At 33.7% G+C, this 20,192-nt stretch carries 17 protein-coding genes, 1 pseudogene and 1 other annotated feature; of the genes and pseudogenes, 11 read left to right on the plus strand and 7 right to left on the minus strand.

Features of this window, described 5'->3' with window-relative positions; all coding sequences use genetic code 11:
• Window positions 1-19 precede the first annotated feature (19 nt).
• Window positions 20-652, minus strand: a complete 633-nt coding sequence (locus D1606_RS05795; protein ID WP_119415076.1) for a GNAT family N-acetyltransferase — start codon at window positions 650-652, stop codon at window positions 20-22.
• Window positions 653-895: 243 nt separating this feature from the next.
• Window positions 896-3,616: pseudogene (locus D1606_RS05800) on the minus strand (transglycosylase domain-containing protein).
• A 478-nt stretch (window positions 3,617-4,094) separates the two neighbouring features.
• Window positions 4,095-4,297: a binding site (T-box leader), on the plus strand.
• 89 nt (window positions 4,298-4,386) lie between these two features.
• On the opposite strand from D1606_RS05800, the gene tyrS reads away from it, so the two are divergent.
• Window positions 4,387-5,655 carry a tyrosine--tRNA ligase gene (gene tyrS / locus D1606_RS05805; RefSeq protein ID WP_119415077.1) on the plus strand — a complete coding sequence of 423 codons (1,269 nt, stop codon included), beginning with the start codon at window positions 4,387-4,389 and terminating at the stop codon, window positions 5,653-5,655.
• A 199-nt stretch (window positions 5,656-5,854) separates the two neighbouring features.
• Here tyrS and D1606_RS05810 read toward each other — a convergent pair whose 3' ends face one another.
• Window positions 5,855-6,103 (minus strand): glutaredoxin family protein, encoded by a 249-nt coding sequence (locus D1606_RS05810; RefSeq protein ID WP_119415078.1) that lies wholly within the window; start codon window positions 6,101-6,103, stop codon window positions 5,855-5,857.
• 177 nt (window positions 6,104-6,280) lie between these two features.
• On the opposite strand from D1606_RS05810, the gene D1606_RS05815 reads away from it, so the two are divergent.
• Entirely contained in the window at window positions 6,281-6,544 is a 264-nt protein-coding gene (locus tag D1606_RS05815) for a metal-sensitive transcriptional regulator (RefSeq protein ID WP_119415079.1), read from the plus strand.
• 145 nt (window positions 6,545-6,689) lie between these two features.
• Entirely contained in the window at window positions 6,690-6,986 is a 297-nt protein-coding gene (locus tag D1606_RS05820; protein ID WP_119415080.1) for a rhodanese-like domain-containing protein, read from the plus strand.
• A 176-nt stretch (window positions 6,987-7,162) separates the two neighbouring features.
• On the opposite strand, the gene D1606_RS05825 is transcribed toward D1606_RS05820, so the two are convergent.
• Both D1606_RS05825 and rpsD read right to left on the minus strand, forming a co-directional pair.
• Window positions 7,163-7,516 carry a CotD family spore coat protein gene (locus D1606_RS05825; RefSeq protein WP_369973753.1) on the minus strand — a complete coding sequence of 118 codons (354 nt, stop codon included), beginning with the start codon at window positions 7,514-7,516 and terminating at the stop codon, window positions 7,163-7,165.
• 196 nt (window positions 7,517-7,712) lie between these two features.
• Entirely contained in the window at window positions 7,713-8,315 is a 603-nt protein-coding gene (rpsD, locus tag D1606_RS05830; protein ID WP_119415081.1) for a 30S ribosomal protein S4, read from the minus strand.
• A gap of 463 nt (window positions 8,316-8,778) precedes the next feature.
• Here rpsD and D1606_RS05835 point away from each other — a divergent pair, with 463 nt between their 5' ends.
• Window positions 8,779-10,743, plus strand: a complete 1,965-nt coding sequence (locus tag D1606_RS05835; protein ID WP_158582321.1) for a sensor domain-containing diguanylate cyclase — start codon at window positions 8,779-8,781, stop codon at window positions 10,741-10,743.
• A gap of 162 nt (window positions 10,744-10,905) precedes the next feature.
• Here D1606_RS05835 and D1606_RS05840 read toward each other — a convergent pair whose 3' ends face one another.
• Window positions 10,906-11,379 (minus strand): GAF domain-containing protein, encoded by a 474-nt coding sequence (locus D1606_RS05840; protein WP_119415083.1) that lies wholly within the window; start codon window positions 11,377-11,379, stop codon window positions 10,906-10,908.
• A gap of 31 nt (window positions 11,380-11,410) precedes the next feature.
• On the minus strand, window positions 11,411-12,211 hold the full coding sequence (gene hisJ / locus D1606_RS05845; RefSeq protein WP_119415084.1) for a histidinol-phosphatase HisJ: 801 nt from the start codon (window positions 12,209-12,211) through the stop codon (window positions 11,411-11,413).
• Between the two features lie 148 nt (window positions 12,212-12,359).
• On the opposite strand from hisJ, the gene ezrA reads away from it, so the two are divergent.
• The 7 genes from ezrA (at window position 12,360) to rarD (ending at window position 20,180) form a co-directional block, all read left to right on the plus strand.
• Window positions 12,360-14,051, plus strand: coding sequence for a septation ring formation regulator EzrA (ezrA, locus tag D1606_RS05850; RefSeq protein ID WP_119415085.1), 1,692 nt, complete (start codon window positions 12,360-12,362; stop codon window positions 14,049-14,051).
• A gap of 76 nt (window positions 14,052-14,127) precedes the next feature.
• On the plus strand, window positions 14,128-15,264 hold the full coding sequence (locus tag D1606_RS05855) for a cysteine desulfurase family protein (protein WP_119415086.1): 1,137 nt from the start codon (window positions 14,128-14,130) through the stop codon (window positions 15,262-15,264).
• 4 nt (window positions 15,265-15,268) lie between these two features.
• The gene (thiI, locus tag D1606_RS05860; protein ID WP_119415087.1) at window positions 15,269-16,471 is read left to right on the plus strand and encodes a tRNA uracil 4-sulfurtransferase ThiI; all 1,203 of its coding nucleotides are present in this window, start codon (window positions 15,269-15,271) and stop codon (window positions 16,469-16,471) included.
• Window positions 16,472-16,550: 79 nt separating this feature from the next.
• A complete protein-coding gene (locus D1606_RS05865; protein WP_119415088.1) occupies window positions 16,551-16,754 on the plus strand; it encodes an alpha/beta-type small acid-soluble spore protein in 204 nt (67 codons plus the stop codon).
• 244 nt (window positions 16,755-16,998) lie between these two features.
• Entirely contained in the window at window positions 16,999-17,199 is a 201-nt protein-coding gene (locus D1606_RS05870; RefSeq protein ID WP_119415089.1) for an alpha/beta-type small acid-soluble spore protein, read from the plus strand.
• A 266-nt stretch (window positions 17,200-17,465) separates the two neighbouring features.
• Window positions 17,466-19,046: an acyl-CoA synthetase MbcS gene (gene mbcS, locus D1606_RS05875; RefSeq protein ID WP_119415090.1), complete on the plus strand. Its 1,581-nt coding sequence runs from the start codon at window positions 17,466-17,468 to the stop codon at window positions 19,044-19,046.
• A gap of 213 nt (window positions 19,047-19,259) precedes the next feature.
• The gene (gene rarD, locus D1606_RS05880; protein WP_119415091.1) at window positions 19,260-20,180 is read left to right on the plus strand and encodes an EamA family transporter RarD; all 921 of its coding nucleotides are present in this window, start codon (window positions 19,260-19,262) and stop codon (window positions 20,178-20,180) included.
• The last annotated feature ends 12 nt before the right edge of the window (window positions 20,181-20,192 follow it).

The raw sequence follows: 20,192 nt of genomic DNA on the forward strand, positions 1-20,192 counted from the left end.
CCCCTTCATTGAAGATCAATCAATTCATATAACGATTCATAATACGTAATTGGTCGAATTTTTTGATAGACTTTTGATCAACACGTTTCCCAATCCTAACCATTAAGCAATTAGCGGGATGGGAGGAAATCTCAGGATCATCTGTTGCCGCGACTTCCAATCCTCCTGCCTGCATCATTTTTTCCATAACTTTTCGGTATTGCCAGACATTCAATCCAGTTCTTTTTAAGTCCCAATGCCAATAATATTCTGTTGTAATGACAATATAATCCTCCATAGCATCATCCATCATTGCTACTTGTAAAATGCTTTTTCCTACACCTGTTCCACGAAATTCGGGGGCAACCTCTATAGCACCTAATTCTAATAGATTCTCCATATTGCCTTCTGACCAACGCTCGAGAGGATCAGGATAAAGAAAAGTTGCATATGCAATGATTGTGTCATTTAATCTTGCAATAATCATTCGTCCCTCTGGAAGCTTCGAAATTTCTATAATGGCAGCAAATTGTTGCTGAGGTATTCTAAAAGCGGTCAAACCTTCATGGAATTTGAGTCTTTGAAGCACATTGGTTGGTACTGGGCCTTCCACTAAAATCGTTCCGTTGGGGATTTCAATTTTTTTTGAATTATATTTTCGCAGATGCTCCATATATCCACATCCTTATTTTACTGTTTTAATTCATTATACATGAGTAAAGTAGAAAAAAACTTCACAAATGAGAATATTTTGTGTACTTGTGTTGCTTCGCTAATCGTTGTAAATGAGTAGAATGCCTATTTGACTTTTCATCCACACTGCCAATTCATAAGAAAAGAAGGACATTACATATTAGTCGTTTAAAATATGTAATGTCCTTCGGATTGTGCTTATTTAATTGCTTTCTTTTAACAATTATTGACCGTCTTCTTCAGGTTTAGGATTTACATTATTGTTACCACCGTTGGCTCCTGTGCCACCTGAGTTATTTGAATTTCCGGATCCATTTGAATTTCCATCTGAATTGCCCGATCCGTTTGAATTTCCGGATCCATTTGAATTATTTGACCCGTTTGAGTTATTATTACCGGAATTATTATTAGAATTACCGGCATTGTTATTGGATTGGTTTGAGTTATTCGAGTTGTTTGAGCTATTCGAATTTCCAGGTCTGTTAGAATTACTACTATTGTTAGCGTTAGTGTTATTAGATCTAGAATTATTTTGTTTTTCCTTCTCTTTTTCTTTTTCTTTTTCTTTCTCTTTTTTCTCTTTTTCTTTTGCACCAAATAGTTTTGAATAGTCTCCACCAAATGGACTTAACATTTTTTGTTTAAAGGCATTCGATAAACCGCCTCCAGAAAATGCTGTTTCAGCACCAGGTAGCATTACATTCGCGTTGAATAAATCTGTTCTTGCATTTCCTGAGCATGCATTTGTAAGAGCATTACCTGTTATGCCACAGAACGTTTGGCTAACAACGCCAGCAGGTTGTGTGAATGTTTTACCATTAGCAGTAGCTAATTTTGGATTTGTATCGTAAACTGCATTCATCAATCTTGCCCATAGAAGGTTTATCCGTGTACTTGGTTGACCGTAAACACCATTAGCTTGGTATAACGTTTTAGGTTGGTCATACCCCATCCAAACACCTAAAGAAATATCTGGGTTGTAACCGACTAACCATACGTCTTTATATTCTTGAGATGTACCGGTTTTTGCGGCGAAATCTGCTCGGAATTTTAAATTGCTATTCGCGGTTGTACCTGTACCTTGTTTTAATACATCACGTAGCATATCTGTTGTGATATAAGATGTTTGTTTACTATAAACAGTTTTAGATTTCACTTTATGTTTATAGACTGTCTTACCGTTGCTATCTACAATTTTAGAAATCATATAAGCATCAACAAATTTGCCTCCATTTGCAAATGTTGCATATGCATTTGTGTTTTCTTCAATTGTGACACCATTTCTTAAAGCACCGATAGAAGTTGCATAGTTTGTGTAATCACTATCATCTAAACTTGTAAAGCCATTTCTTCTTAATAATCCAGCGGGTCTGTGGTTAATGATTTGTGCATACAACCGAATAGCTGGTAAGTTTTGAGAATCTTTTAAAGCCTCGCGAGCTGATATTAAGCCACGTTCATCTGTTTCAGTATAGTTAGAAGGTGACCATCCATTTATGCTGAATTTAACGTCTGCTACAGGGCTACCCGCACCGATGACACCATATTGAATGGCAGGTGCATAGACAAGTAAAGGTTTCATAGTAGAGCCGTTTGAGCGTTTTGCTTGTGTAGCGTGATTCGTAGCCTCTAATTTATGGTCTCTACCACCGACAAAACTTAAAATTTTACCTGTCTTATTTTCGATGACGATACTACCGACTTGAACTGGATCAGGAACATTCGTTACTTTACCCGTTTCAGAATCTGTCACTTGTTTAGTGAAAGTTGCACCATAATATGGGAAATTATCTTTTACCTTTTGCATCGTATCATACATTTTTTTATCAATAGTTGAGTATATCTTATATCCTTTTGAACGTAATTCACGATCTGCAAGGATTTTATATTTTTCTTTCAGTTTAGCTTCATGGGATAAACGATCAACATCAATGCCATCTTTTTTAGCTAGAATCTTAGCCATAATCTCTTTTGCACGATTTTCAATTTCATATGTTACATATGGATATTTTTCTTCAGGACGAACTTCTGGTTTACGGAAATCCTTTTTAATGTTGTATTTTAAAGCTTTCTTATATTGTTTTTTTTTTTTTTAACCTGTTTCATGCATACGATATAAAACCGTCTTCATTCTGTTAATGCCAAGTTTTAAATTATCTGCGTCTTTCAGTTTTCCGCTTTGTGTAAAAGGTGTATAGGCATAAGGAGATTGTGGAATCCCCGCGATATAAGCAGATTGTGCAAGATTTAGGTCTTTCGCACTTTTATTAAAAAGTCCTTCAGCAGCTGTCTCAACACCAGCAATATTACGCCCACTTGCATTTCTACCATAAGGAATAACGTTTAAATAAGCTTCCAAAATCTCGTCTTTGGTCATAAAGTGTTCTAAACGCATAGCTAAGAGTAATTCTTTTGCTTTTCGTTCATAAGAAACTTCATTGGTCAAAACTTGGTTTTTTATTAATTGTTGTGTCAATGTGGAACCACCAGTTTGAGTATTGGAGTTACTCACATCTTGCAAAATCCCACGTACGACTGCTTTAGGTACAATTCCGTTATGTTGATAAAAGTACTCGTCTTCAGTGGCTAATACTGCATTGATGACATTAGGTGATACTTTTTTTAATGTTGTCTCCTGTCTTTCTAAGTCTGTCCTCATTTTCCCTAGATACTTATTACTAGCGAAATAGAGGGTACTCGTTTCTTCGTAGTTAAAAATTGTGTTACGCATTTCAGTCTTGGGACGTAATGGTTCGTCTTTTACAAGCGAAGCGAAGTAACCAGCACCGATTGAACCAACAAAAACAAATCCCATTGAAACAAATAGTATAAAGATTAAAACTAAATTCCAAGCGACACTCGAAGTAATGCGGAAATATTTCATCCATGTGGTTTTTGATAATTCATCAATTTTTTGATTTATATTGGCTATCCATTCTTTCATCTTTTTGATCACTCGACCAATGTCAAAACTCTAAATCTCTATATAAATATATAAAGATTGATGATGCATTTTTGACAGAAGCCTACCTCCTTTAAATGTTTTCAATGAAATAACCATTGTTGCATCCATCAATGATTTTTCTATACAGTTATTATTGTTTTAGAAGAATGCTAATTCTATGATGTTTTGTCATATGATTAATAGCTAAGCCATTAATCATCATGAAGCTAATTGAATGTAAAATAGAAATATAGCAATATTGATATATTTGTTATATGTTCAGATTTTACATATTCTGTTGCAATTATTCCTTTCTACAACAGCGTTATTTAAGCACTTTTTTCTGAAGATAACTATACTTTCAAAATTTTTTTGAATAACCTTCTAAAATATTGTCTATTATACCATAATACGAAATGACAATAATAATACTTATTGACAACTACTTAAAATGAAGTACAATAGTCATTAATATAGTTTTCTTGCGTTGAACGATGCGCAGTAGTGATCCTATTCCCTGTATAGAGAGCTAGCGGTTGGTGAAAGCTAGTCAAAGTATGGACGCGAATTACACATCTGGAGCGAGAACGTAGCCGCTGCGATAAAGCGATTGAAGCGGAAGAAAAGTATTTTCTTCAAGCTGGGTGGTACCGCGTTAAATTTGACATTAACGTCCCTGCACATAGTTGTGTAGGGGCGTTTTTATTTTCATTTATAAGTTCTAGGAGACCTAGCTGCAGAAATCAAAAAAATTTGAGGAGGAAATTTAAATGACAAACGCACTAATTGAAGATTTAAAATGGCGTGGTTTGTTGTACCAACAAACAGATGCTGAAGGAATGGAAAAATTATTAAACGAGGAAAAGGTTTCTCTTTATGTGGGAGTTGATCCGACTGCAGACTCTATGCATATTGGTCATATTGTCCCTATGTTGACTTTACGTCGTTTCCAAAAAGCTGGTCATCGTCCTATTCTTCTAGTAGGTGGTGCAACAGGTATGATTGGGGATCCATCTGGTCGCTCAACTGAACGTAATCTCCTTACAACAGAACAAATTGACCATAATGTAGCAGGTATTAAAAAACAACTTGAACGCATTTTTGATTTTTCTGGTGATAAAAATGGTGCACAATTAGTGAATAACTATGGTTGGGTAGGAAAGTTAAGTGCAATTGAATTTTTACGTGACTACGGTAAATTGATTAATATTAACTACATGTTAAACAAAGATACAATTTCTTCACGTTTAGAAACAGGATTATCTTTTACTGAATTTACTTACACAATCATCCAAGGTATTGATTTCAATCATTTATACGATCATTATGGCGTGCGTATTCAAGTTGGAGGCTCCGATCAATGGGGGAATATCACAACAGGTCTTGAAGTCATCCGAAAAACACATGATGAAGATGCAAAAGCATATGGAATTACAATTCCGTTAGTAACAAAATCTGATGGTACAAAATTCGGGAAAACAGCTGGTGGCGCCATCTGGTTAGATCCTGAAAAAACATCTCCATATGAATTCTACCAATTCTGGTTAAATACAGCGGATGCTGATGTCGTGAAATACTTGAAAATTTTCACCTTCTTAACTCGCGAAGAAATAGAAGGGCTAGCACAAAAAGTGGAAACTGAACCGCATTTACGTGAAGCTCAAAAAACACTTGCATCTGAAATGACAAAACTCATTCACGGAGAAGAAGGACTTGAACAAGCTCTTCGTATTACAGCAGCATTATTCTCTGGAAACTTAAAATCACTTTCAGTAGAAGAAATGAAAGTTGCATTTTCTGGCGTTCCTTCAGTTGATCTTGTGAAAGAAGATAAAAATATTGTTGAACTATTAGTAGAAGCTAAAATTTCATCTTCTAAACGCCAAGCTCGTGAAGATGTCACAAACGGTGCTATTTCTGTAAATGGTGAAAAAGTTAAAGATTTAGATTATGTAATCGATGCGGAAGATCGTATGGAAGATTCATTTGCGATTATCCGACGCGGTAAAAAGAAATATCATATGGTTAAATTCAACTAAGTCGTTATAGAATTTATGCCTTATAGATAGTTGTCCGTTTTTTTTAAGGTGGCTTAAAGGGAGTTTTTATTACCTTTAAGTCACTTTTTATATTTAAAAATTAAAACGAAGGATCAAAATTCAAGCAAAACAAAATGTGGGATGTCAGTGGAGGAGTATTAGATAAAGAAAGTATGCATATTGTCTAGGTTAACGGATATTATAAGCTTTTTAGTCTTTCAATGATCTTCATTGCATTATTAGGGTCATATCCAAGTACCCATGCATCATTAATGCATGTTTGTGGGGCACCCAGGCGCCCTGTCTTTTCCATCAAAAATTGAGCTATATTAGGATCGTTGTGAATATTGACCACTTTAAAGTCTATATTTTGTTCTTTTAAGAAATTTTTCATTAATTCGCAATAGCCACAGTTCGTTGTTGAATATACTGTTACATTTAATTCCATAAAAATATTCCCCTTTCCTTGAAATAAATAATGCATATACATTTCATTTTAAGAACAATATACTATTAGGGGTATTGAAATGCAAAGTATTTATTTCCTATCTCAATTCTTGACATAATACTATAAGGGGGATAATATCGGTACGAGTTATACATAAAGTTTGTAAGGGGTGAACATATGGAATACAACAATCAAATTCGAAATCGTTTAAAACGATTAGAAGGTCAATTAAAAGGCGTTATCCGAATGATTGATGAGGGAAAGGATTGTAAAGATGTAGTTACTCAATTATCTGCTTCACGTTCTGCAATTGATCGTACGATTGGCTTAATCGTAAGTACCAATTTAGTACATTGCATGTCAGATGAAGAACGATTACATGAAAAGGATAAAGAAGTACTGATTAAGGAAGCTGTCGATTTACTAGTAAAAAGTCGATGATAACATAAGGGTAAGCCAAACATCATTAGTAGGAAGAATCGAAATGATATATATAATTTCAATTCAGGAGTTACAATAACCGTGTGATTGTACTTTTATAATTGGATAAAGTAAATAAGAAACTTTTAAAAGGGGAAAAGATAAAATGAAAACTATTACACCAGATGAAGTATTAAAAAAAATAGACGAAGGACAAGAAATTAACATTATCGATGTTCGTGAACCTGAAGAAACAGCTACAGGAAAAATTAATATTGCGCAAACAATTCCATTGGGAACACTTGAATTCCATTTAGAAGAATTAGATAAGAATCTTGAATATATTATTGTTTGCCGCTCTGGACGCAGAAGTGCACAAGCAACATCGTTTTTAGAGGAAAACGGATATAATGCTACTAACATGGAAGGTGGAATGTTAGCTTGGGAAGGACCAATTGAATAATTGGTAAATACCTAAAAATAGTGTGAGTTGCAGATTAAATACTGGTCTGCAGCTCTTTTTTGTATAGGTAGTAATATAGATTTTATGTAGTATACACTTAACAGGCCAGGCAATAAATAACCTGGCCGATGCATTGTTGAAGAATATAATATTACAAAGAAATCAGCACCGAGTTATTATCTTCTTCCCCAATGACGTGGATGACAGCAACCTTTTTGAGGCATACCACAAATAGTATTTGTTTCATAACATTCATTTACTACGGACTCTGTGTGAGGGAAATAATGTTGGTTGTGAATAACGTGCTTATTGACTGTTGTAGTATGACTTGGATGAATATGTGGAACTACTGTGTTCATAACGTTTGTTCTTACCATTTCTCTTGTTGGCGAAACTCGTGCTGGATCATACTGTGTTGGTAAAGTTTGCGTTGGTCCCATATGAGCTGGAAACATTTGATTTGGAGAGTAATTAGGCATCATTCCTTGATGACAACTTTCACCAAATTGACCGCAATTTCTGTTGTGCATTTTATGACCTCCTTTGTTTTAAGGTATTTGTCATTTATAACATATGAAAGCCCTGATAATAGAAGTAGTTGTATGCCTACTTGTATTATAAATAAACAAAATTTTAGATTGATACGTTTTAAGAACATAAAAAAACCTTGTAACCGTATAAAACGGAAACAAGGTTTTGAAATATATCTTTTGAAATACTCGAAGACTAACGAGAGTAGTATTCGACGATGAATGATTCGTTGATTTCAGCAGATAATTCGCTGCGTTCTGGAAGACGTACAAAAGTACCTTCTTTTTTGTCAGCGTCTAATGAAAGATATTCTGGTACAAAGTTGTTAACTTCGATAGCTTCAGTTACAACATCAAGGTTTTGAGATTTTTCACGAAGAGAAATAACTTGACCTGGTTTTACGCTGTATGAAGGGATGTCAACGCGTTTGCCATCAACTAAGATGTGACCATGGTTTACTAATTGGCGAGCAGCACGACGAGTGCGAGCTAAACCAAGACGGTAAACAAGGTTGTCTAAGCGAGTTTCAAGAAGGATCATGAAGTTTTCACCATGAACACCATTCATTTTACCAGCTTTAACGAATAAGTTGTGGAATTGACGTTCGTTCATACCATACATATGACGAAGTTTTTGTTTTTCTTGTAATTGTAAGCCGTACTCAGACAATTTTTTACGTTGAGTTGGGCCGTGTTGTCCTGGAGCGTATGGACGTTTTTCGATTTCTTTACCAGTACCGCTTAAAGAAATGCCTAAACGACGAGATAGTTTCCAAGATGGACCTGTATAACGAGACATTTAGAGTCCCTCCTATTGGTTTTTTATTTGGCATAAAATAAAAACCAGATGTATTTAGCTCCACTGTCATTTTATTTTCATGTATCTTCGCTCTTGCAGCCGAAGAGTTACGCAATACACCGTCTACATAAGTAGAGGAATAAAATGAAGCAATAAAACCATACAACCGCTGCGTTTATTTTACACAAATTACATTCTATCTTCTATGAATGCAAGTGTCAAGGAAAATTACTTTTTTCATTAATAACTAGAGTTCCTACTTTTTGAAAGCAGGAATATAGATTGATTTTTTCTAATCATAAGTTGAATTCAAAATGTTTAACGGGTAGTTTGGATAAATCTATAAAATATCTAGTAAATTTTCACGTGGTATAGATGTTGATAAACATCACAGATATAAAACTAATAGTCATTTATAATGGCATTTATGCTATTATGTAAAAAAATACAGATTGTTTATAGTTTGAAAGACTCATTTGATGTATACTGGAATAGTAAAAAATATTTACATACTGTATCAAAGAAAAAAGGTGATGGAAAGTTGCGAAGTCTACAAATAATGCAAAGTATTAAAAGTCAGATGCTTGATTTGTGGATAGAAAATGCTAAGAAACCACTTACTGCAGTTGAGTATTTAGAATTGTTTAAAGGAATCATGAGTAAAGAGTTTAATATTAATAAAGTTGAATATTTAAGCATTGAAAATGACGTATTATATCCGCTATCCACTTCTAGTGATGGCTATTATATTTCCAATGGCATTCCATTTCTATTGGTTGAACCTTATTTAAATCAGAGACATCATTTTCCTAATCGACTAGTTAACACATTAAAGCATTATTTTGATTATGCTGGTGATGTTCTTATATTAAAAGATAACTGTGATAAGGAAAACTGTGACAAGATAGGGATGATTATTTTAGAAGAATCATCATTATGGAATTCTTTTGCACAAACTCCTTTCGTTGATGAACTAGAGAACCTATTACGCGATACAGTTAAAATGATAAAAATTACACAAAATATTATTTATGAGAAAAAGTTAAGTCAAGAACTATTTGAAATGACTGAAGTATTCCATTCAACAATGGATGTTGATCATATTTTAGAAGCAATGATTCATGGTGTAAAAAGAATTTTCCCGAAATTCCCTTCGAAATTGATATTATCAAATGATCAAGACCGCATTAAAATAGAAGATGTATATGTCTTTGATTATTTATTGGAACGTCCATCAACAATAGAAGCGTTTGTATCAGGAGAAATGACGATTGAACATGCTACCGATATTAATAATCGTCTTTTAAATGCACCTATTAAAGGAAAGCAGGGAATATATGGTGTTCTGCAAATTTTTGCTCCAACTGAATATCGTTATAGTTCGAGAGAAAAAAGATTTATACAACATTTAACTAAAACTTCAGGAAACGCACTCGAAAACGCCAAACTTTACCATCAATCTCATCGTTTAGTTTCTGATTTGCAAATGATTAATGAAACATCCCAACGATTGAATATGAAGTTAAACAAGGAAGAAATATTATCTTTTCTGACTAAACAATTGAAAAGGTCATTTGAACCTTCTGAAATTTGTTTTGCTTTACTAAATGAAGATGAATTTCAAAATGCTAATGGAACTACAGCGTTCTTTTATCGAAAAGAGTCAAAAATTTACTGCGATTATATTTCAAATCATTTTAGTAATTCAGTAGATCCTTTGTTTGTCGCAGAATTTGATAGTCTAGTCGAAGAAAAAATACCGTATAATTCCATGATGGTAGTTCCAATTATTGTTAGAGAAAAAGTACAGGGATATTGTGCAATTTTACACCAAGATTCCTACTATTTTTCATTTGATAGTTTTAAATTAATGCAATCGCTCATCAGACACTCATCTTTAGCCATTTCAAATATTCTTTTACGTGAACAATTACAAGAAATGGTAGACCGCGATCATTTGACGAAGTTGTATGCACGAGAATATTTAGAACGCTATATTGAAAGTTCAATGAGCGAAGATAATTGTGGGACGTTCGTATTGTTAGATATTGATAATTTTAAAATGGTTAATGATACATTTGGACATCAAATGGGTGATTTAATCTTACAGTCAATTGGAGAACAATTACAACTTTGTATACAAGATGAAGGAATTTGTGCTCGTTGGGGTGGAGAGGAAATGGCCATTTATCTACCGAGTAAGAAAGCAAATGAAACGGTTGAAATTGTCAATCACATTATTAATCTAATTCCAAGTGTAACAGAACCATCGGTTACGTTATCCTCAGGTATTTCAGAATGGCATAATGATTTCAAACTTTCATATAAAAGGTTATTTCAGAATGCAGATGTCGCATTGTATAAGGCAAAAAATTCAGGCAAAAACAGATATTGCTTATTTAGTAGTGAATATTCAAAAGAAAAATAATATCATTTACGTGACTTATTAAAATTATTATAAAGATTAATTTTCTCAAAATTCAAATATAGATGATTTGCGTTATATAGTAAAAAACCATAGAAACCCAAAATAATGTGGATTCTATGGTTTTTACTTTTTAGTATGGTGCACAACTGAGAAAAAATTCTTTTACAAATAGAGATGCTTTGTCAAGATAGTAACAAATTGTTCCAGACCATCCTGATCTTCTGTTGAAAATCGATTCTTAATAGGACTATCAATATCAAGTACGCCGAAAAGTGTTTGCTCTTTAACAATAGGAACGACAATTTCAGATTGAGAGGCACTATCGCAGGCGATATGTCCAGGAAATGCATGAACATCCTCTACAACAATTGTTTTTTGTGATTCGGCAGCAGTACCACAAACCCCTTTTCCAAATGGAATGTGAACGCAAGCAGGAAGCCCTTGGAATGGCCCTAAAAGTAACTCATCATTTTTTGATAAATAAAATCCGCACCAATTAATATTGTCTAGGAATTGGTTAAGAAGAGCAGAGGCATTACTTAAATTAGCAACGTTATCAAATTCACCTTCTAGTAAGGCATCTAATTGTTTGGCTAATAAATTGTATTTTGCTTTTAAATCGTTACTATAGTTCATAATATCTTTCCTCCGAATTAGTCTTTTAAAATTAGTTGTTTAATGGAAATATTTCATCATAAAATTGATGCAAATCAGCAACTTGGTGAGCATCTGAACCAAAAACCAATGGTATATTTAATGATTTTGCATATTGAATATACGGTAGTGGAGGGTAGGATTCTTTGCAAAATTCCTTTGCAAGTCCAGCACTATTTACATCTAGTTCACAGTGATTGTCAGCCATAAGCTGTAGAACTTGTTTAATATGTTCATCATCATTAATAGATTCTCCGTGCGCAAGTTGGAATTTGTGGATTAAAGTAGGATGTCCGATTCGTTTTGGCTTATATTTTCCAAGATCCGCAGAGATTGATTGTTTTAATGTTTCATAGTATAAATCATATACTGCTTGAACAGAACCTAATTTGTTTGCAAATTCTAAAAAAGTATCTTCTGAATAATCAATACATGTATATTCATCATTATATTTTAGGAAATGTACTGATAATATTGCATCATCAATTTGAGGGCCTACTATGTTTAAAAAACTAGTCGTCTCTGTTTCATATCCTACGATATAGTCAACCTCGAAACCAATGCGGATATGTATGTTTTCTTTGTATTGTTCTTTTAATGTATTAAGTTCATCTAAATATGAAATTAGTTTATGAGGGTCCATACCGCTATCTTTTTCAGGTGTAGGATCAACAAAATTAGTAGGTAACGGTGCATGTTCTGTAAAAGTTATATCTTTGAATCCCAATTTTATAGCTTTTTTGATATAATTTTCTATAGTATCATTAGTTCCGTGTGGACAATATTGGGTGTGAATATGTGCATCTCTTTTCAAAAAAAATCCCTCCATTAAAAAAAAATAGTCGAATTACTGAGAAATTTGTAAGAAATCTCTTTAAAGGGTAAACAAAATACCCAAAAACATGGTACTATTAAGCATAATTAGAAGCTGAAAAATTGATTTTGGGACAAGGGGGCTTACGATGAAGTATATCATTCCTACCATCATCGTACTATGTGTAATTTTAGCAATTGTCTTTATTTTTCGTCGGAAACATAGAAATGAAATTGAAAGACTTGACCAAAAGAAACTACAGATACAAAATAAGCCAGTGCTAGAAGAGCTAACAAAAGTTAAAGCGTTGAACATGAATGGGCAAACTGAAGAAATGTTCGAGCGTTGGCGCAATAAATGGACAGAGCTTATGGATGTAGAAATGCCAAAAATTGATGTCCTTTTATTTGATGCTGAAGAACAAGTAGATAAATTTCATTTTGGTAAAGCTACAGAGATTGAAAAAGAAATTGAATCTCGCATCACAGAGTATGACCAAGAAATGGTGAAAATTTTAAAAGAATTAGATGAGTTAATCGGTAGTGAAGAAAGAAATAGAATCGAAATTGAGCAAATAAAAGAACAATATCGAGCTGCACGTAAGACATTACTAGCGCATCAATATTCTTATGGACCAGCAGCAAATCCAATTGAAAAAAGATTAGAGAAGTTCAATCCTCAATTCGAAGAATATGATCAGTTAACAGCTTCTGGAAATTATTTAAACGCACGTGAAATCGTTGTGAAACTTAATGAGGAAGGACAGGTACTCTTTAAACTAATCAACGAAATCCCTGCATTATTGACGGAGATTCAACATAAAATTCCATCTGATATTCATGAAATCCGTAATGGTCACCGGGAGATGGAAGAACAATCTTATTTCCTAGCGCACCTAGAAATTTTGGAGAAATTAGATCGCATCGAAGAGAATCTAGTTGAGTTTAAACAAAAAATTGCAGAACTTGATATTGCATCTGTTCAACATAGAGTTGTTGAGATTAAAGACGAAATTGAATCTTTTTATGATGCACTTGAAAAAGAAGTTATCGGTAAAAGATTCGTTGAAAACAATTTTGCAGAAATTGGAGAGTTGCTAGAATCAGCTATTGAAGCTACAGAAAAAACAGCAAAAGAAGCTGATACTGTTCAAAAAAGTTATCGAATATCTCAAAAAGAAGCAGATGTTCCTGTCAATTGTAAACAACAGTTACTATCTTTACGACAAAATTATGAATTATTGTCTATAGAAGTACAAGAAGAACAATCAGCTTATTCAAGCATGGAAGAAGTTTTAAAAGAATTAAAAACATCTATTGAGCAATTATTTGAAGAGCAAGAGCAATTTGCTGACCGTATGAAGAGCTTGCGAATAGATGAGAATAAAGCAAGAGCAACATTAAATAATCAAAAAAAATTGCTGCACGAAACAGAACGTATGCTACATAAAGCAAATTTACCTGGAATACCAGAAGAAATGGATGCAAGATTAGAAGAAGCAGCTGAAAGAATTTTTGTTGTTGTCAATAATCTTCAAGAGATTCCACTTAATATGGAAACAGTAAACAAAAATCTTGAAATTGCAGAGAAATGCATTGTTGATGTACATAGTTCAGCAATTGAAATGCTTGAAAATGTACAATTGATTGAACGAATTATACAATATGGCAATCGTTATAGAAATTCGAATCCTGCTATGCACCAACAACTTTTAGAGGCAGAAGATGCATTTAGAGAAATGCGTTATACAAAAGCTTTAGAGTATGCTGCAACTGCAGTAGAAGCTGTTGAACCAGGTTCTATGAAAAAAATTCAGGTACTTGCCAAAAGCGAGGTATGATGTTCATAATAAGAAAAGCATTAAGCCACCGCACGGTTCTGTGCTGGTGGTTTTCTTTTGGAAGGAAGGGAATACAATGATTTATCTAGATCATAGCGCTACAACCAAACCAGACCCAGCTGTTTTGCAAACATTTATCCAAGCAAATGAACGTTTTTATGCAAATCCAGCATCTCTTCATCAAATGGGGGTTGAAGCAAATACATTATTATCTCGTTCAAGAGAACAAATTGCAGATATTATAAAAACATCACCACTACAAATTATTTTCACATCTGGAGGATCTGAGTCCAATAATTTCGCGATTAAAGGATTAGCAAGAGCGAACAAACATCGTGGTAAAAAGATACTTGTGTCAGCTATTGAGCATGCTTCTGTTTTAGAAAGTGCAAAAGCATTAGAAAATGAAGGATTTATCGTTGAATATGTTAATGTAGATGAAAATGGTGTTATTTTAATAGATGATTTAAAGAAAAAGCTAACAAAGGATACGGTTGTTGTTAGTATTATGCATGTAAATAATGAGATGGGTGCTGTTCAACCAGTATCAGAAATAGCCAAAATTGTGCATCAAAATAGCCGTGCATTTTATCATATGGATGCTGTCCAAAGTTTTGGCAAAATTCCTGTACAATTTAATGGAGAAGATGGTCCAGATGCAATTACTGTATCAGGTCATAAAATAAATTGTTTAAAAGGAACTGGCTTTTTAGCATTACGTAAACAGGTGAAAATCCAACCTATTATTCATGGTGGTGGACAAGAGATGGGATTTCGTAGTGGCACTGTAGCAGTACCACAAGATGTTGCATTAGCCAAAGCCGTGCGCTTAGCAACTGAAAAACAACCCCAAAAAGCAGCTCAATATAGTAAATGGAGAGATGAGTTGCACGAATTCTTTAAACAGTTCCCATATGTAAGAGTCCTTTCTAGTAGTCAGGGTGCTCCACATATTATTAGTTGTGCAGTACAAGGATTAAAAGGGGAAATACTAGTTAATGCGATGCAACATGAAGGGATTATTATCTCAACATCAAGTGCATGTTCATCAAAAGACCATACTATTAGTCATGTAGTAAAAGCAATTCAAGTTGAACCATCTTATGAAAAAGGTGTTATTCGTATGAGTCTAGGTGAAGGAATTTCTGATGAAGATATTGCATCATTTAAAACAGCTTTTTCTAAAGTAATGCACCAAGTAAAGGAGTTTTAACCAAATGAAATGGCATGAAATTTTAATTCGTTACGGAGAAATAACAACAAAAGGTCGTAACCGTAAATTATTCATCAATCGATTAAAAGAAAATTTACGCTATACGTTCGCTGATATTCCAAATTTGCGAATCCGTTCAGAACGTGACCGCATGTATTTGAGCAGTAATGTAGATACTGAAATGGAAGAACTAATTGAACGATTACCCCATATTTTCGGTATTCACTCGTTTAGTCCAGTTGCACAATGTGAACCTACAATTGAAGCAATGAAAGAATTAGCAGTCGAAATTGTAAAAGGAATGGATTATAAAGGAAAAACATTTAAAGTAAATGCAAAAAGATCTTTTAAAAAATTCCCTATGGACACATATGAACTTCAACAAGCTATTGGTAGCCACGTATTAGGAACGCTCCCTGGCATGACAGTTCAAATGAAAAAACCTGATATTGAACTTCGTGTAGAAGTTCGTGAAAAAGCTGTATATATGATGGTAGATGTCATACATGGTGCAGGTGGCTTGCCAATCGGTTCAAATGGTAAAGCATTATTATTACTTTCCGGAGGCATTGATAGTCCTGTTGCAGCTTATTATATGATGAAACGCGGAGTAAGAGTAGAAGCAATCCATTTCTTTAGCCCACCTTTTACAAGCGATCAATCTTTAGGCAAGGTTAAAGAATTATGTGAAAAAATCAGTCGATTTGGTGGTAATATCCGCTTACATGTTATACCTTTTACTGAAATTCAACAAACCATTCAAAGTAGTGTACCTGAAAATGTTACAATGACATCTACTCGAAGAATGATGATGAAAGTTGCGGATATCGTTCGAAAAGAAATAGATGCGAAAGCAATTGTTACAGGAGAAAATCTTGGACAAGTGGCTAGCCAAACATTAGAAAGCTTAGCTGCGATTAATGATGTGACTACTACACCTATTTTACGTCCATTAATCACATTTGATAAATTAGAAATAATTGAAGTAGCCCAAAAAATTGGTACGTATGAAACTTCAATTCGTCCATTTGAAGATTGTTGTACAGTATTTACACCAGCAAATCCAAAAACAAAGCCTAGAGTAGAAAAGATGAATTATTATGAGAGCTTCACAAATTTCGATGAAATGATTGAAAAGGCAGTTAAAAATCGTGAAATTCATACATTCCCTAAAAAGAAAACAGATGAATTTCTAGACCTACTCTAAATAAGAATATATTTCCTAAATATTTGTTGTATGTTTTTTTACCTCCAGCACATTCTATATGCACAAGGAGGTGATTCACATGTCAAACAACTCAAGTTCAAATCAATTAGAAGTTCGTGGCGCAAAACAAGCCATTGACCAAATGAAGTACGAAATCGCACAAGAATTTGGTGTACAGCTAGGCGCAGATGCATCAGCGCGTGCTAACGGATCCGTTGGCGGAGAAATCACAAAGCGCTTAGTTGCAATGGCTGAACAACAGCTGAACGGTTATTCTAAATAACTAAAGTAAAAAAAGAGCCGAGGAAGAATTCAAAAGAATTTTTCCTCGGCTTTTCACTTTAGCAGAGGATAATTTTATTTTAAATCTGAATTAGGGTTTTTTAATTGTACGCACTTATTATTTCTTATAACTAACAAAAAATGCTTTTTAACTTTCATTTATATCCATATCTCAAATTTTTAAAACATCAGTGTATGATATTTTTTAAATCGCACATTCTATATTTACAAAGGAGGTGATTCACATGTCAAACAATTCAAGAAGCTCAAATCAATTAGTAGTTCGTGGTGCACAACAAGCTGTTGATCAAATGAAGTACGAAATCGCACAAGAATTTGGAGTGAGTCTTGGAGCAGATGCATCGGCGCGTGCTAACGGATCCGTTGGCGGAGAAATTACGAAGCGTCTAGTTGCAATGGCTCAACAACAAATGAGCGGAAAATAATTAAAAATTAAATAACTAACACCTATAAATAGAAAGCCAAGGGAGAAATTAAAAAATTCTCCCTTGGCTTTTAATGTTTTGTCTGTTCCCTGAATATATTAAATTTGAGTGAAATCCTTTTATCTTGAAAATAAAAAAATTACTATTGTTCAATTTATTAGTTAAGACCAACTACTAATATTTAGTACTGGTAATTGGTTGTAATGATTCAACACTTTGGATATAATTAATGTGAAATGCCAAACGTTATTCAGGGGGGATTTTTTATGAAACGAGAAGATTTAATTGCACCTGAAGAGTACAATTTAGTAGAAGAGATTGAAAAATTTGCAGTAAATCCAGAGAAAATTGCTATTAAGTTTGAAAATGAGCTTGGCAGTAAAGACTACATTACTTATGACGCTTTAATAAGAAGAGCCAATCAAGTGGCGAATGTTTTTGTAAAACATGGTTTGCAAAAAGGGGATGTAGTACTAATTATGGTGCCGCGCTTAATTGATGCCTATATTACATATGTGGCTGCATTAAAAGCGGGGTTGGTAGTAATTCCAAGTTCTGAAATGTTAAGAGCAAAGGAAATAGATTATCGTTTAGTGCATAGTAATGCAAAGGCAGTAATTGCTTATGAACCATTTTTAGAACAATTTGATCAAGTGAAAAATTTACAAAATGTTCAACAGTACGTTATTGGACAGGGACATGCCTCATGGATTGAAATGATTCAAGAAGCAGAAAAAGAGTCAGAACAGTTTGTAAACGCTAAAACCAAAAGTGAAGATATGGCTTTTTTATCATATACAAGTGGAACAACAGGAAATCCAAAAGGAGTTGTCCATACTCATGGATGGGCATACGCTCATCTAAAAACCGCTGCGGCTCATTGGCTAGATATCCATGAAGGTGATTTAGTATGGGCAACTGCTAGTCCGGGATGGCAAAAATGGATTTGGAGTCCATTTTTATCGGTATTGGGAAGTGGAGCAACTGGATTTGTTTACAATGGAAGATTCCATGCAGACAAATATTTATCATTACTTCAAGAATATCAAATTCAAGTATTATGCTGTACACCTACTGAGTATCGTATAATGGCAAAAGTTGATAATCTATCAGATTATAATTTATCTTCTTTACAAAGTGCGGTTTCAGCAGGTGAACCATTAAATGAAGAGGTAATAAAAACTTTCAAAAAGTATTTCAATCTAGATGTTCGTGATGGATATGGTCAAACGGAAAATACGTTATTAATTGGAAATTTAAAAGGAGCCCCAACAAAACTTGGAGCAATGGGGAAACCAACACCAGGAAATGTTGTGGATGTAGTAGACGAAGATGGACAACCTTGCCCTCCAGGAGTAGTTGGGGATATAGCAGTACATCGATCAACCCCTGCACTATTTAAAGAATATTTGAATGATCCTGAACGTACAGCAAGACAATTCAGAGGGGATTATTATATAACTGGAGATCGTGCAAAAAAAGATGAAGATGGTTATTTCTTCTTCGAGGGGAGAAATGATGATATTATCATAAGTTCAGGTTATACTATCGGACCATTTGAAGTAGAGGATGCATTAGTTAAGCATCCAGAAGTTCAAGAATGCGCAGTTGTTGCTAGTCCACATGAAGTTCGAGGAAATATCGTAAAAGCATTTATTGTCTTAAAAGATGCTTCGAAAGCTTCCAAACAATTAATAAAAGAATTACAGGAACACGCGAAGAATCTAACTGCACCATATAAATATCCTAGAGCGATAGAGTTTGTAAATAGCTTACCAAAAACGTCATCAGGTAAAATACGTAGAATGGAATTACGTGAAAAGGAAAAAAATAAGATCAATATTTAATTGGCTACTAGGAAAAACTCTTATATGAATAAGATTAATACAGATAGGTCACCAATTTGGGTGGCCTTTTTATATGAATCAAAATAATAATGTACGAGATAGTGAGGGGAGTTTGCTTAACATAAAATGTTAGAACAATTTCTTTCATATTTACATTCATTAGTTGAAAAATTATAATTGGGGGATAGGTGTATTAGAAATTGAGGTGGGAATGTGCAAGATGAGAAAAAAGGAATACTTGCATCAATAGGAGCATATTTTTTATGGGGTCTTTTCCCTATTTATTGGAAAGTGATTGAACATGTTTCTAGTGAAGAAATTTTAGCAAGCAGAGTAATTTGGTCATTTGTTTTAACGTTAATATTTGTAGTGTTATTGAAGCAACGAAAAGTATTAGTATCAGATTTTAAAGCATTATGGCATAATCAAAGATCGTTTTGGTTACTCTTTATTGCTGCCTATTTAGTTTCGATTAACTGGTTTATCTATATTTGGGCAGTGAACCATAACCATATAGTACAAACAAGTTTAGGATATTATATGAATCCTATAATTTCGATTCTTTTAGGTATTATTTTCTTAAAAGAAAGATTATCAAAATATCAAATTGTTGCGTTTTTGTTTGCAATAATTGGAGTTCTAATCTTATTTGTTTCATATGGACAAATCCCTTGGGTTGCTATTGGATTAGCATTGAGTTTTGGTATATACGGTTTATTGAAAAAACAAATTGTTTTAGATGCAACTCGGGGCTTAGTCATTGAAACGATGTTTATATTGCCTGTTGCGTTAATGTATTATATTTATCTTTATTTCCAGGGAAATATGTCGTTTTTACATGTCGATTTAAAGACGAATTTGTTTTTAATTGGCACTGGAATTGTGACGGCTATCCCTCTTATTTTATTTGCAACAGGGGCTCAAAATATTCCTTTATACTTAGTGGGCTTTATACAATATATTTCACCGACAATGACGTTAATCTTAGGTGTTGTCGTTTATCATGAATCATTTGGAGGAACTGAGTTAGTTTCATTTTCATTTATATGGTTAGCTTTAATGATTTTTTCAATTTCTACTATAGTAGAAGTGAAAAAATCACACAGAATTCATGAAAAGCATGAAACGTTTTGAAATCTTAATCGT

The sequence above is a fragment of the Rummeliibacillus sp. POC4 genome (assembly GCF_003576525.1).
GTDB lineage: Bacteria > Bacillota > Bacilli > Bacillales_A > Planococcaceae > Rummeliibacillus.